Below are 13,162 nucleotides of genomic sequence, written 5' to 3' on the forward strand. Positions count from 1 at the left end.
CACCGAACTTTCATTCCTCCCTGTTCGCTGCGTGCGCGCGCCTTCGGGCGAACTGCGCTTCGACTTCGTCATTGGACTGGCCGCGGCCCGCCCGCATCGATTCCCGCCCGGCTTCCACCTTGGCGCGCAGATACGCGTCGTATTCGCCCGCCTCACGTTGCCGCGTGATGAACTCGCGCATCAGTTCGCGCAAGATCTGCGATGCAGGCCGATGCGACGCTTCAGCCGCCGCCATGAATTCCGCGCGCAACTCGGGCTCCAGCTTCATCGAAAAAACCGCTTCCTTCGCCATGACCTTTCTCTTCGCCATTTTGTCATGACGAAGTATATACATCGTCATGACGCGAACGACACCCGGTGCTCAGTGTGCCCCACCGCGCCGGTCGGGAATACTCTGCCGTTCAGCTATAATTTCATCTTTTTACGAAGCCGAAGATCGACAATGGAAGCGGAACGTCTCAACGCGATCGAAAGCCTTCTGGCCGACCTGCGCCGCCGCGCGGGCGAGCTACGGGGGTATCTTTGACTACGATGCCAAGTCGGCGCGCCTAGTCGAAGTCAACAAGGAACTCGAAGACCCGAACGTCTGGAACGACTCGAAGAACGCGCAGGCGCTCGGTCGTGAAAAGAAGCTGCTCGACGGCGTCGTTAGCGCGCTCACCGCGCTCGACAACGACCTGCGCGACGCGAACGAGCTGTTCGAGATGGCGCGCGAGGAAGACGACGAAGACACGCTCGTCGCCAGCGAATCCGACGCCGATGCATTGCGTCTGCGCGTCGAAGACATGGAGTTCCGCCGGATGTTCTCGAACCCGGCCGACCCGAACAGCTGCTTCATCGACATTCAGGCGGGCGCGGGCGGCACCGAGGCGTGCGACTGGGCGTCCATGCTGCTGCGCCAGTACCTGCGCTACTGCGAGCGCAAGGGCTTCAAGACCGAAGTGCTGGAAGAATCCGAAGGCGACGTCGCCGGCATCAAGAGCGCGACCATCAAGGTCGAAGGCGAATATGCCTACGGCTATCTGCGCACCGAAACCGGCATTCACCGGCTCGTGCGCAAGTCGCCGTTCGATTCGTCGGGCGGGCGCCATACGTCGTTCTCGTCGGTGTTCGTGTATCCGGAAATCGACGATTCGATCGAAATCGAGATCAATCCCGCCGATATCCGCACGGACACGTATCGCGCTTCGGGCGCGGGCGGCCAGCACATCAACAAGACCGACTCCGCCGTGCGTCTGACGCACGCGCCGACCGGCATCGTCGTGCAGTGCCAGAACGACCGCTCGCAGCACCGCAACCGCGCGGAAGCCATGCAGATGCTCAAGGCGCGTCTCTATGAGTTCGAGATGCGCAAGCGCCAGGCCGAACAGGACAAGCTCGAATCGAGCAAGACCGACGTGGGCTGGGGCCATCAGATCCGTTCTTACGTGCTCGATCAGAGCCGCGTGAAGGATCTGCGCACCAACGTGGAAATGAGCAACACGCGCGCCGTGCTCGACGGCGACCTCGACGACTTCATCAGCGCGAGTCTGAAACAGGGCGTCTGATCTCCCGCAGCGGCGTGGCCTTCCGGCCGCGCCGCATTCGTTTCACCCCGCCGCGCACTCTCCGTCTCACAAGCCAAGAATCATCATGACCGAACCGACTCAACCGGGCGCCGCTCCCGAACTGGAAGAGAACCAGATCATCGCCGAGCGCCGCGACAAACTGCGCGCGCTGCGCGAGCAAGGCGTCGCCTATCCGAACGATTTCCGCCCGACGCATCAGGCCGCCGCGCTCCAGAGCGAGTACGCCGGGACCGACAAGGACGCGCTCGAAGCGAATCCCCTGCCCGTCGCGATCGCCGGCCGGATGATGCTCAAGCGCGTGATGGGCAAGGCGAGCTTCGCGACGGTTCAGGACGGCAGCGGCCAGATCCAGTTCTTCGTCACGCCCGCGGATGTCGGCGCGGACACCTATGACGCGTTCAAGAAGTGGGACCTGGGCGACATCATCGCGGCGAAGGGCGTGCTCTTTCGCACGAACAAGGGCGAACTGTCGGTGCGCTGCACGGAATTGCGGCTGCTTTCGAAGGCGCTGCGCCCGCTGCCGGACAAGTTCCACGGCCTGGCCGATCAGGAAACGCGCTATCGCCAGCGCTATGTCGATCTGATCGTCACGCCGGAATCGCGCAAGACCTTCATGGCGCGCACCAAGGCGGTCACGTCGATCCGCAATTTCATGGCGAAATCGGACTTCATGGAAGTCGAAACGCCGATGCTGCATCCGATTCCCGGCGGCGCGGCGGCCAAGCCTTTCACCACGCATCACAACGCGCTCGACATGCAGATGTTCCTGCGCATCGCGCCTGAGCTGTATCTGAAGCGCCTGATCGTCGGCGGCTTCGAGCGCGTGTTCGAGATCAACCGTAACTTCCGGAACGAAGGCGTGTCGCCGCGTCACAATCCGGAATTCACGATGATGGAGTTCTACGCCGCGTACACGGACTATCAGTGGCTGATGGACTTCACCGAATCGCTGATCCGCCAGGCCGCGATCGACGCGCTCGGTACCGCGACCATCACGTATCAGGGGCGCGAGCTCGATCTCTCCAGGCCGTTCCATCGTCTGACGATCAATCAGGCGATTCAGAAGTTCGCGCCGCAATACACCGACGCGCAGCTTTCCGACGCCGCTTTCCTGCGCACGGAACTGAAGAAATTCGGCGTCGATACGACGCAGCCGGCGTTCCTCAACGCCGGTCTCGGTTCGCTCCAGCTCGCGCTGTTCGAAGAGACGGCGGAATCGCAGTTGTGGGAGCCGACGTATATCGTCGATTACCCGATCGAAGTGTCCCCGCTCGCGCGCGCATCGGATTCGGTGCCGGGCATCACGGAGCGTTTCGAGTTGTTCATCACGGGCCGCGAGATCGCCAACGGCTTCTCGGAGCTGAACGATCCGGAAGATCAGGCCGCGCGCTTCCAGAAACAGGTCGACCAGAAAGACTCCGGCGACGAAGAAGCGATGTATTTCGACGCCGATTACATCCGTGCGCTCGAATACGGCATGCCGCCGACGGGCGGTTGCGGCATCGGCATCGACCGTCTCGTGATGCTGCTGACCGACAGCCCGAGCATCCGCGATGTGATTCTGTTCCCGCATCTGCGCCGGGAAGACTGATTTCAGCTTCGGCTGCTCAGAAAGCGCGTCCTTCGGGGCGCGCTTTTTTTTCGTCTGTGTTGTAACGGCTGGTAAAAGCTGCACGGCTCGCTGATGCCGCCCACCGCGACGCGCCGTGGCGATGCGCCCTGGCATCGGTTCTGCTTCAGTCCGGACACGCCATGTCCTCGAAATTGTTACAACCCGAAAAAGCGAAAAATCCGGGTTTCCCCCAGAATGGGTCGTAACGGCCGACATGGGTAGCGGCAGTTCGCCTCGACACGGAGGTTCGACAATGGATAACGGAACCAGCAAATTCGACACGTCGCCTGCTTCGGGCGGCGGCCAGCCGCAGCAGCGGCGCCTGCATCCGCTCATCGCGACGGCGGCGGGCGCGGTCATCGTCGCGAGCCTCGTGGCCACGGCCGCGATGACAGGGTTGTTCCCGAAGGCGTCGAGCAACGGCGCGCAGAATGCGCAAACGCAGGCCGCGCCGGTCGCGCAGCAGCCGGTGGCGAGCCCCGCCGCGCCGACGCAGGCGCAGCAGCAGGCGGCTCAACAGCAAGCGGCGCAACAGCAGGCTGCACAGCAACAAGCAGCACAGCAACAAGCGGCGCAACAGGCCGCGGCCCAGCAGCAAGCGCAACAGGCTCCGGCGCAACCGCAGCCCGCGCAGCCATCGTATGCGCAGCAACAGCCGCAACATCGCGCGTACTGCTCGACCTGCGGCACCGTCGAAGCCATTTCCGCCGTCAAGCGTGAAGGTCACGGAACGGGTATCGGCGCGGTGGGCGGCGCGGTCGCGGGCGGTGTCGTCGGCAATCAGTTCGGCAGCGGCGGCGGCCGTACCGCGATGACCCTGCTCGGCGCGCTCGGCGGCGGTCTCGCGGGGAATTCGGTCGAGAAGCATATCCGCAGCGAAACCGACTATTCGGTGCGCGTGCGGATGGAAAACGGCAAGACGCGCATCTTCACGTACAAGAACCCGCCGCCGTTCCAGCAAGGCGAGCGCGTGCATATCTCGAACGGCACGCTGGTCTCCGGCTAAGCGACGGACGACCGGCCACAAAAAAGGCGACGAGCCGTTGAGCTTGTCGCCTTTTTTCGCGTGTGCACAAAGCGTTAGTGCTCCCGCTGCGAACTTCGCGCCGGATTCGGCCGCCCGCGCACCGCCAGATAAGCCCACCAGATGTAACCCGAAAAGCCGTACAGCACGAACAGACAAAACAGCATGACCGGCGGATCCGACGACACCAGCACGAACGCCACCACGATCAGCAGCACGCCCGCGAACGGCACGCGGTAGCGCACGTCGAGCGCCTTGCCGCTGTAGAACGGCGCGTTCGAGACCATCGTGACGCCAGCGTAGATCGTCAGCGCGAACGCGACCCACGGCAGCCACACGAGCTTGAGCGGCACGCGGTTGTCGGTGGCGAGCCACACGAAACCCGCGATCAGCGCTGCCGCGGCCGGCGACGGCAAGCCCTGGAAATAGCGCTTGTCCACCACGCCGACGTTCGTGTTGAAGCGCGCGAGCCGCAGCGCCGCGCCCGAGCAGTAGACAAACGCCGCGAGCCAGCCCCAGCGCCCGAGGTCCTTCAACACCCATTCGTACATCACGAGCGCGGGCGCGACGCCGAACGAGACCATGTCCGACAGGCTGTCGAACTGCTCGCCGAATGCGCTCTGCGTGTGCGTCATGCGTGCGACGCGGCCATCCATGCCGTCGAGCACCATCGCGACGAAAATGGCGATCGCCGCGATCTCGAAGCGCACGTTCATCGCCTGAACGACGGCGAAAAAGCCGCAGAAGAGCGCGGCCGTGGTGAACGCATTCGGCAGCAGATAGATGCCGCGCTTTTTCAGAAACTGCTGCCGCTTCGCGCGCCGCGTCTCGACGACGCTCACGTCCTGCGCGGCCTTGTTACGGCGAAACGCGCGCGGCGATGCGCCGTTCACGCGGTTACGGCGCGGTTTGAATGCCGCCATCGAATCCTCCGCGTTATTCCGCGAACTCGGCCAGGATCGTCGACGACGCCGAAACCTTCTCGCCGATCGACACACGCGGACGGCTTCCGACCGGCAGATACACGTCGACACGCGAGCCGAAACGGATGAAGCCGTAGCGCTGGCCGCGCGTGAGCGGCTCGCCCACATGCACGTAGCAGAGAATGCGTCGCGCGATGAGGCCCGCAATCTGCACGGATGTCACGGTCTGCCCGCCCGCCGTCTGCAGCACCACGGCGTTGCGCTCGTTTTCGGTAGACGCTTTATCGACGGCCGCGTTCAGATACGCGCCCGGAAAGTACTGCACCTTCGTAATCGCGCCGTCCACCGGCGAGCGCTGCGAGTGCACGTTGAACACGTTCATGAACACGCTGATCTTGAGCGCCTCGCGGCCCACGTACGGATCGTGCGCGCTTTCGACCGCGACGATGCGCCCGTCGGCGGGACACAGCACCGCGTTGGGCTGCGCCGGAATCGGGCGCGGCGGATCGCGGAAGAACTGGACGACGAAAATCACGATCAGCCAGAAGATCCAGGCGAAGCCAAAACCGCCCATCGCCTGCACGAGAACGGCCACGACTGCCGCGATGGCGATGAACGGCCAGCCTTCGCGGGCAATGATCGGATGAGGATAGTTCATGAACGAGTTCTGTGTTTTATAAAAACCGTAGGATAGCAAAAGCCGCCCGGCGCACAGGGCAACCGGGCGGCTTTTCTACAAGCAAGAAGCGTGACGCGAGTCGAAAAGATGCAGCTTAGTTCTTCGACTGATCGACCAGCTTGTTCTTTGCGATCCACGGCATCATCGCGCGCAGCTTCTCGCCGACCTGCTCGATCTGATGCTCCGAGGTCAGACGGCGGCGCGATTGCAGCGTCGGCGCGCCGGCGCGGTTCTCGATGATGAAGCTCTTCGCGTATTCGCCGGTCTGGATGTCCTTCAGCACGGCCTTCATCGCCTTCTTCGTCTCTTCCGTGACGATGCGCGGACCCGTCACGTATTCACCGTACTCGGCGTTGTTCGAGATCGAGTAGTTCATGTTGGCGATGCCGCCTTCATAGATCAGGTCGACGATCAGCTTCAGTTCGTGCAGGCACTCGAAGTACGCCATTTCCGGCGCGTAGCCCGCTTCCACCAGCGTTTCGAAGCCGGCCTTGATCAGATCGACCGTACCGCCGCACAGCACGGCTTGTTCGCCGAACAGATCGGTTTCGGTTTCTTCACGGAAGTTCGTTTCGATGATGCCCGCGCGGCCGCCGCCGTTCGCCACGGCGTACGACAGCGCCACATCGCGCGCCGAGCCGGACTTGTCTTGCGCCACGGCGACCAGGTGCGGCACGCCGCCGCCGTTCTGGTACGTGTTGCGCACGGTGTGGCCCGGTGCCTTCGGCGCGATCATGATGACGTCCAGATCCGCGCGCGGGATCACCTGGCCGTAGTGCACGTTGAAGCCGTGCGCGAACGCGAGCGCCGCGCCTTGCTTGGCGTTGTCGTGCACTTCGTTCTTGTAGACCTCGGCGATCTGCTCGTCGGGCAGCAGCATCATGACCACATCGGCGCCCTTCACGGCTTCGGCGACTTCCTTCACCTTGAGGCCCGCGTTCTCGGCCTTGCTCCACGATGCGCCGCCCTTGCGCAGGCCGACCGTCACGTTCACGCCGCTTTCCTTCAGGTTGAGCGCGTGCGCATGGCCTTGCGAGCCATAACCGATGATGGTGACTTGCTTGCCCTTGATGAGGGAGAGGTCGGCGTCCTTGTCGTAGAAAACTTTCATGGTGGTTCCTTGAGTCCTGGAAAATGGTTGCGCTACTTGCTGCAAATGAATGGGTGAGGCGCCTTCAAACCTTGAGAATCCGCTCGCCCCGGCCGATGCCGGAACTGCCCGTGCGAACCGTTTCGAGGATCGCCGTGGCGTCGAGCGCCTGGATGAACGCGTCGAGCTTGTCGGACGCGCCCGTCAGTTCCATCGTGTAGGTCTTCTCGGTCACGTCGATGATGCGGCCGCGGAAGATATCCGCCATGCGCTTCATTTCTTCGCGTTCCTTGCCGACCGCCCGGACCTTGATGAGCATCAGCTCGCGCTCGATGTGGGCGCCCTCTGTCAGGTCGACCACTTTCACCACCTCGATCAGGCGGTTCAGGTGCTTCGTGATCTGTTCGATCACGTCGTCCGAGCCAATGGAGACGATGGTCAGCCGCGACAGCGAACTGTCTTCGGTCGGCGCCACCGTCAGCGTTTCGATGTTATAGCCGCGTGCCGAAAACAATCCGACGACGCGCGATAACGCGCCCGGCTCGTTTTCCAGCAGAACGGAGATGATGTGTTTCATGTTCGTGTTTCCCGATGTGTGTCCAGATTGGCGCTTGTCCGAAAAACCCACGCGCGGCACATGTCCTTTGTGAAGACAGGCGCGCGCGAGCCTCGCGAATCAAACCCGCGTTAGAGATCCTCAGACCCGAGCAGCATTTCCGTGATGCCCTTACCGGCTTGCACCATCGGGAATACGTTTTCGGTCGGATCGGTCTGGAAGTCGAGAAATACGGTGCGGTCCTTCAAACGCAGCGCTTCCTTGAGCGCCGGTTCGACGTCCGCGGTTTTTTCGACACGAATGCCAACGTGGCCATACGCCTCGGCCAGCTTCACGAAGTCCGGCAGCGCGTCCATGTACGAACTGGAATAGCGCTTCTTGTACTCGATCTGCTGCCACTGGCGCACCATGCCCAGATAGCGGTTGTTCAGCGAGATGATCTTGACGGGCGTGTTGTACTGCTTGCACGTCGAGAGCTCCTGAATGCACATCTGGATGGAGCCTTCGCCGGTGATGCAGACCACTTCGTCGTCCGGATAGGCCATCTTCACGCCCATCGCGGCGGGCAGGCCGAAGCCCATCGTGCCGAGGCCGCCCGAATTGATCCAGCGGCGCGGCTTGTTGAACGGATAGAACTGCGCCGCCCACATCTGATGCTGGCCGACGTCCGAGCACACGAACGCGTTGCCGTCGGTCAATTCCCAGAGCTTTTCGACCACATACTGCGGCTTGATGATCTCGCTCTTGCGGTCGAAAGCCAGGCAGTCCTTCGAGCGCCAGCCTTCGATATCGTCCCACCAGGTCTTGAGCGCCGCCGTATCCGGGCCGTGCTCCGCGTGTTGAAGCTGCTCGATCAGTTCTTTCAGCACTTCCTTCACGTCGCCGACGATCGGAATATCGACCTTCACGCGCTTGGAAATGGAGGACGGATCGACGTCGATATGAATGATCTTGCGCGGCGACGACGCGAAGTGCTTCGGATCGCCGATCACGCGGTCGTCGAAGCGCGCGCCGATGGCGATCAGCACGTCGCAGTTCTGCATCGCCATGTTGGCTTCGTACGTGCCGTGCATGCCGAGCATGCCGAGGAACTTCTTGTCCGACGCGCGGTAGCCGCCGAGGCCCATCAGCGTGTTGGTGACGGGATAGCCGAGCAGATCGGCGAACTGGTTCAGCTCGCGCGACGCGTCCGCCAGAATGATGCCGCCGCCGGTGTAGATGTACGGGCGCTTCGCCGACAAGAGCAGTTGCACCGCCTTGCGGATCTGGCCCGAATGGCCTTTCGTGACCGGATTGTACGAACGCAGCGACACGCTCTTGATCGGCTCGTACTTGCACGGCGCCTTCGACACGTCCTTCGGAATGTCGATCAGCACCGGACCCGGACGGCCCGTGCGCGCGATGTAGAACGCCTTCTTGACGGTCGCGGCGAGGTCGCGCACGTCCTTCACGAGGAAGTTGTGCTTCACGCAAGGACGCGTGATGCCGACGGTGTCGCACTCCTGGAACGCATCGAGGCCGATGGCCGCGGTGGGCACCTGGCCGCTGATGACGACGAGCGGAATCGAATCCATGTAGGCCGTGGCGATGCCGGTGACGGCATTGGTGACGCCCGGGCCCGAAGTCACGAGACACACGCCCACCTTGCCGGTCGAGCGCGAATACGCGTCGGCGGCGTGCACGGCGGCCTGCTCGTGGCGCACGAGAATGTGCTGAATCTGGTCCTGCTTGTAGAGCTCGTCGTAGATGTAGAGTACCGAGCCGCCGGGATAGCCCCAGATGAATTCGACGTCTTCATCCGCGAGCGCGCGCATGAGCACGGTCCCGCCGATGGAATCGGCTTCGTGAGGAGGAGTGGTATCCGACGTGGAGAATTCCGCGCTAGGCATGTTCATTCATCACCTTTCGAATTTTCGGCAAAAAATTGATCGGGTGCTCTCTGCCGGGCTTGTGGCTCGGGTTCAAGCGGCGCGTCTTGAATTGACAGGCGTGCTTCTTGGGCTCGCCTCAAAGCAGACATTTCACTGGATGATGCGAGTCAGAAAATGTAACAGCGCGCCGCGCGACGGGTCAAGCAAAAACTTTGCGAACCGTCCGATAGCGGCTTTTGGCAACGGTCCGCGCCCGAAAGCGCCGTGCAAGCTCAAGCTGTCGAAGTGGTATGCAATCGCCCGGCCGAGCACCGGAAGTGGCAACAAAATCGCTCATTTGCTCCCGCTGCCGCGAAACTTTGCTAGGATTCGCAGGTTTTCCTCGAACTCCACGATTCCCTTTTTCGACGCAACTACGGACGCAAATTCGTTGCGCCGGCCCCCAACGGATGGCATCAGACAAGGAACTCGCCGACTTTCTGGCGGGCGTCGAAAGACGCGCGTTCAAGCAGACCGTGTATACCGTTCGCGACGACGACGCGGCGCTCGACATCGTGCAGGACGCGATGATCAAGCTGGCGGAAAAATACGGCGACCGTCCCGCGAGCGAGCTTCCGCTTTTATTCCAGCGTATCCTTCAGAACGCGACGCACGATTATTTCCGTCGTCAGAAGGTGCGCAACACCTGGGTCAGCCTCTTCTCGTCCTTCGGCAACGCGGACGACGACGAATTCGACCCGCTCGAAACCTTCGAATCCGAAGACGGCGCGGCCGGCAGCGAGAGCAGCGAGAACAAGCTGGAGCGCGAACAGGTGCTGAACCTGATCGATGCCGAAATCCAGAAACTGCCCGCGCGTCAACGGGAAGCGTTTCTCATGCGTTACTGGGAGGATATGGATGTCGCCGAGACGGCCGCTGCGATGGGGTGCTCCGAGGGCAGCGTGAAGACACATTGTTCACGCGCCACGCACACACTCGCGCAAGCCCTGAAAGCAAAAGGGATCACGCTATGAGTTCCGCACTTGAAACGAAAGAAAACGAGTTCGCGCTGAAAGTCGTGCGCGCGCTCGACGAAAATACGTCGAACATGCCGGCTGCCGCCGTGGACCGGCTGCGCGAGGCGCGCCGCGCCGCGATCGCGCGCAAGAAGCCGGAAAAGGCGGCCGTCGCGATGAGCGCGCCCGCCTTCACGCCGGCGTTCGCCGGTGCGGGCGCCGAAATGGGCTCGACCCTCACCACGGGCGATTCCGGCGACGGCCATCGGCCGAAGGGCTGGCTCGCGCGGCTCGGCGGCCTCGGTCTCGCGTGGCCGCTCGCGGCGCTCGTCATCGGGCTGGCGGGCATCGCCTATTGGGAAGATCAGGAGCGCCGCGCCGAGCTCGCCGACATCGACGCGGCCATGATGAGCGACAGCCTGCCGATCGACGCCTATCTCGACCACGGTTTCAACGCGTATCTGACGCGCAATCACTAAGTCATCGTTCGGACTGAACACAGCGGGGGAATTTTCGGGTGAGTTACAAGCGCGGTCTCGCGATTGTCTTTGGTTGCGCGATTGCGGGCATGGTTGCGTTCGCCGCGACTTATCCGCGCTTCTACGCCACTGCCGCCGCCCCGCCGTCGTCGGCCGCCACGCCGGCCGCCGGCGGCTCGGGCGCTCACGCCGACACGAATCTTTCGCCGCTTTCCGCACTCTCGTCCGAAGGGCCGCTGTCCTGGAGCCATCTGACCGAAGCGCAGCATCTCGCGCTCGCGCCCTTCGTCGCGCAGTGGGATTCTTTTTCCGACGAGCGCAAGCAGAAGTGGCTCAAGATCGCTTCGCGCTTTCACCGGATGTCGCCCGAGGCGCAGAAGCATCTGCATCAGCGCATGGAAGAATGGGTGCGGCTCACGCCCGATGAGCGCAAGGTCGCGCGCGAGAACTATCAGGTTTCCAAAGCGGTGCCGCTGGAAAAGCGCGAGAAGGCCTGGGACGCGTATCAGAAGCTCTCCGAAGAGCAGAAAAAGAAACTCGCCGCGAGCGAGCGCACGCGCCGTCCTACCGTCGTTTCCGCGCCGCCCACGGGCAAGACCGAAGTGAAGGACATCAACCGCCTCGTTGCGGCGCGTGAGCAGGGTCACGCTTCCGGACATGCGGAAGCCGGCTCCGCCACGGCGCCCGGCACGGCCGCGCCCACCTCCGGCGCGCCGATGCAGCCTGCCATTCCGAACGCCGCGAGCATCGTGCCCGCCACGCCAATCCCCGTGTCGCCGCAACAGGCGCCTTCGATGTACAACGGCTCGTGAGCGCCCAGCCCGAAGCGGCCGCAACCTCCGTCACGCCGATGCGCGCGCCCACGCTGCGCCGCCGCCTCGCGACGATGCTCTACGAAGGCGTCATCCTGTTCGGCGTCGTGTTCATCGCCGGATATCTTTTCAGTACGCTCACGCAGCAACGCAACGGCCTCACGCACCACAACTGGCTGATGTCGTGGATCGGCCTCGTGCTCGCCGCGTACTTCGTGTATTTCTGGACGCACGGCGGCCAGACCCTGCCGATGAAAACCTGGCGGCTCAAGGTCGTCGATACGCACGGCCAGCCCGTCAAGGCCGGACGCGCGCTCGCGCGGTACGCGCTCGCATGGCTCTGGTTCCTGCCGCCGCTCGCGCTGCATCCGCTGCTTTCCCTCACCGTGCCGCAGACGTTCGCCGTGTTCGCGGCGTGGGTCGTGCTGTGGGCGGCGGCCGTGCGGCTCGATCCCGCGCGCCAGTTCCTGCATGACCGCCTCGCCGGCACGCGCATCGTCGCGACTCAAGCTGTCGTCAAGTAATAAGAACTTCTCGTGACTGTCACGGCTCGGTCACGGCCGCACGGTGCAATGCGCATACCGAAACCCGATGCGCGCGCCAATGGCCTTCACTTCGTCAGTTCACCCGGCATTCGACCCGCCCGGTCCGTTCGCACTGCGATCCGAGTCCACTGAATCGCCCAAGGCGGTGTCGCCAGACACGCCGAGCCTCCACGATGACGAACACGGCGATGCCGGCGACGCGCCGCACCGCTACCGCACCATCTGGCTCTCCGACATTCACCTCGGCTCGGGCGGCTGCCAGGCGCCGTATCTGCTCGACTTCCTGCGGTATCACGAGTCGGAGTATCTGTATCTCGTCGGCGACATCATCGACGGATGGCAGCTTCGCAAAGGCTGGTTCTGGCCGCAGGCGCACAACGACGTCGTGCAGAAGATCCTGCGCAAGGCGCGCAAGGGCACGCAGGTCGTCTACATTCCCGGCAATCACGACGAAGCCGCGCGCCAGTTCTGCGATCTCGCGTTCGGCGACATCCACGTGCGCGGCGAAGCCTTCCACACGACGCTCGCGGGCAAGCGCCTGTGGATCGTGCACGGCGATCTCTTCGACGGCGTGATCCAGCACGCGAAATGGCTCGCCTATCTCGGCGACACCGCCTACACGATGATCCTGCTGCTCAACCGCTGGTTCAATCGCGTGCGCACGAAATTCGGCTTCAACTACTGGTCGCTCTCGCAGTACCTCAAGCATCAGGTCAAGAACGCGGTGAACTTCATCTCGCAGTTCGAAAAGGTGATGACCGACGAAGCGCGCCGCCGCGGCTGCGACGGCGTCGTGTGCGGCCACATCCACAAGGCCGAGATCCGCGAAATCGACGGCACGCTCTACTGCAACGACGGCGACTGGGTCGAGAGCCTCTCCGCGCTCGTCGAGACCTACGACGGCGAACTGAAGATCGTCTACTGGACCGTGATGCGCGGGCAACAGGCGCGCGAGACACGCACGACGCGCGCTCGCGTCACCGTCTGAACGTCACCGTCTGAACGCCG

Annotated in this window: 14 protein-coding genes; 8 read left to right on the top strand and 6 right to left on the bottom strand. The window is 63.2% G+C overall.

The genetic code is table 11. The annotated features are described in order from the left end of the window. Positions 1-10 precede the first annotated feature (10 nt). The gene (locus AWB70_RS24405) at positions 11-292 is read right to left on the bottom strand and encodes a CopG family ribbon-helix-helix protein (protein WP_014191832.1); all 282 of its coding nucleotides are present in this window, start codon (positions 290-292) and stop codon (positions 11-13) included. A gap of 150 nt (positions 293-442) precedes the next feature. On the opposite strand from AWB70_RS24405, the gene prfB reads away from it, so the two are divergent. The 3 genes from prfB to AWB70_RS24420 all read left to right on the top strand — a co-directional run bounded on the left by prfB (position 443) and on the right by AWB70_RS24420 (position 4,186). Beyond that, a protein-coding gene (gene prfB / locus AWB70_RS24410; RefSeq protein WP_143281699.1) for a peptide chain release factor 2 occupies positions 443-1,547 on the top strand; the annotation gives its coding sequence in 2 pieces (ribosomal slippage) (positions 443-523 and positions 525-1,547; 1,104 coding nt in all). A gap of 85 nt (positions 1,548-1,632) precedes the next feature. After that, positions 1,633-3,159, top strand: coding sequence for a lysine--tRNA ligase (lysS, locus tag AWB70_RS24415; protein WP_053568468.1), 1,527 nt, complete (start codon positions 1,633-1,635; stop codon positions 3,157-3,159). A gap of 274 nt (positions 3,160-3,433) precedes the next feature. Continuing rightward, the gene (locus AWB70_RS24420) at positions 3,434-4,186 is read left to right on the top strand and encodes a glycine zipper 2TM domain-containing protein (protein ID WP_053568469.1); all 753 of its coding nucleotides are present in this window, start codon (positions 3,434-3,436) and stop codon (positions 4,184-4,186) included. A gap of 74 nt (positions 4,187-4,260) precedes the next feature. On the opposite strand, the gene pssA is transcribed toward AWB70_RS24420, so the two are convergent. The 5 genes from pssA to AWB70_RS24445 form a co-directional block, all read right to left on the bottom strand. Further along, positions 4,261-5,127, bottom strand: a complete 867-nt coding sequence (gene pssA, locus AWB70_RS24425; RefSeq protein ID WP_014191836.1) for a CDP-diacylglycerol--serine O-phosphatidyltransferase — start codon at positions 5,125-5,127, stop codon at positions 4,261-4,263. A gap of 13 nt (positions 5,128-5,140) precedes the next feature. Beyond that, the gene (locus tag AWB70_RS24430) at positions 5,141-5,785 is read right to left on the bottom strand and encodes a phosphatidylserine decarboxylase (RefSeq protein ID WP_053568470.1); all 645 of its coding nucleotides are present in this window, start codon (positions 5,783-5,785) and stop codon (positions 5,141-5,143) included. Between the two features lie 115 nt (positions 5,786-5,900). After that, on the bottom strand, positions 5,901-6,917 hold the full coding sequence (ilvC, locus tag AWB70_RS24435; RefSeq protein ID WP_014191839.1) for a ketol-acid reductoisomerase: 1,017 nt from the start codon (positions 6,915-6,917) through the stop codon (positions 5,901-5,903). A 64-nt stretch (positions 6,918-6,981) separates the two neighbouring features. Further along, positions 6,982-7,473: an acetolactate synthase small subunit gene (ilvN, locus tag AWB70_RS24440; RefSeq protein ID WP_008341906.1), complete on the bottom strand. Its 492-nt coding sequence runs from the start codon at positions 7,471-7,473 to the stop codon at positions 6,982-6,984. 110 nt (positions 7,474-7,583) lie between these two features. Then, complete coding sequence (locus AWB70_RS24445) at positions 7,584-9,347, bottom strand: acetolactate synthase 3 catalytic subunit (protein WP_014191840.1); 1,764 nt, start codon at positions 9,345-9,347, stop codon at positions 7,584-7,586. Between the two features lie 425 nt (positions 9,348-9,772). Between AWB70_RS24445 and AWB70_RS24450 the strand changes: the two genes are divergently transcribed. The 5 genes from AWB70_RS24450 (at position 9,773) to AWB70_RS24470 (ending at position 13,142) form a co-directional block, all read left to right on the top strand. Then, positions 9,773-10,336 (top strand): RNA polymerase sigma factor, encoded by a 564-nt coding sequence (locus AWB70_RS24450; RefSeq protein ID WP_014191841.1) that lies wholly within the window; start codon positions 9,773-9,775, stop codon positions 10,334-10,336. Then, complete coding sequence (locus AWB70_RS24455; protein WP_045450794.1) at positions 10,333-10,797, top strand: DUF3619 family protein; 465 nt, start codon at positions 10,333-10,335, stop codon at positions 10,795-10,797. The genes AWB70_RS24450 and AWB70_RS24455 overlap by 4 nt, the downstream gene beginning before the upstream one ends. Positions 10,798-10,835: 38 nt before the next feature. Continuing rightward, positions 10,836-11,609, top strand: a complete 774-nt coding sequence (locus tag AWB70_RS24460; RefSeq protein WP_053568471.1) for a DUF3106 domain-containing protein — start codon at positions 10,836-10,838, stop codon at positions 11,607-11,609. Next, positions 11,606-12,133, top strand: coding sequence for an RDD family protein (locus AWB70_RS24465; RefSeq protein WP_374730255.1), 528 nt, complete (start codon positions 11,606-11,608; stop codon positions 12,131-12,133). Before AWB70_RS24460 ends, AWB70_RS24465 begins: the two co-directional genes overlap by 4 nt. 79 nt (positions 12,134-12,212) lie before the next feature. After that, positions 12,213-13,142, top strand: coding sequence for a UDP-2,3-diacylglucosamine diphosphatase (locus AWB70_RS24470; protein ID WP_087086335.1), 930 nt, complete (start codon positions 12,213-12,215; stop codon positions 13,140-13,142). Positions 13,143-13,162: the final 20 nt, after the last annotated feature.

This window comes from Caballeronia cordobensis, from assembly GCF_001544575.2.
Taxonomy (GTDB): Bacteria; Pseudomonadota; Gammaproteobacteria; order Burkholderiales; family Burkholderiaceae; genus Caballeronia; species Caballeronia cordobensis.

What these genes read in the sequence shown, in the direction of transcription:
- AWB70_RS24420 (WP_053568469.1), top strand. Translation starts at nt 3,434, where the DNA reads ATGGATAACGGAACCAGCAAATTCGACACGTCGCCTGCTTCGGGCGGC.
- ilvN (WP_008341906.1), bottom strand. Translation starts at nt 7,473, where the DNA reads ATGAAACACATCATCTCCGTTCTGCTGGAAAACGAGCCGGGCGCGTTA.
- AWB70_RS24430 (WP_053568470.1), bottom strand. Translation starts at nt 5,785, where the DNA reads ATGAACTATCCTCATCCGATCATTGCCCGCGAAGGCTGGCCGTTCATC.
- AWB70_RS24405 (WP_014191832.1), bottom strand. Translation starts at nt 292, where the DNA reads ATGGCGAAGGAAGCGGTTTTTTCGATGAAGCTGGAGCCCGAGTTGCGC.
- AWB70_RS24445 (WP_014191840.1), bottom strand. Translation starts at nt 9,347, where the DNA reads ATGAACATGCCTAGCGCGGAATTCTCCACGTCGGATACCACTCCTCCT.
- lysS (WP_053568468.1), top strand. Translation starts at nt 1,633, where the DNA reads ATGACCGAACCGACTCAACCGGGCGCCGCTCCCGAACTGGAAGAGAAC.
- AWB70_RS24455 (WP_045450794.1), top strand. Translation starts at nt 10,333, where the DNA reads ATGAGTTCCGCACTTGAAACGAAAGAAAACGAGTTCGCGCTGAAAGTC.
- ilvC (WP_014191839.1), bottom strand. Translation starts at nt 6,917, where the DNA reads ATGAAAGTTTTCTACGACAAGGACGCCGACCTCTCCCTCATCAAGGGC.
- pssA (WP_014191836.1), bottom strand. Translation starts at nt 5,127, where the DNA reads ATGGCGGCATTCAAACCGCGCCGTAACCGCGTGAACGGCGCATCGCCG.
- AWB70_RS24450 (WP_014191841.1), top strand. Translation starts at nt 9,773, where the DNA reads ATGGCATCAGACAAGGAACTCGCCGACTTTCTGGCGGGCGTCGAAAGA.
- AWB70_RS24470 (WP_087086335.1), top strand. Translation starts at nt 12,213, where the DNA reads ATGGCCTTCACTTCGTCAGTTCACCCGGCATTCGACCCGCCCGGTCCG.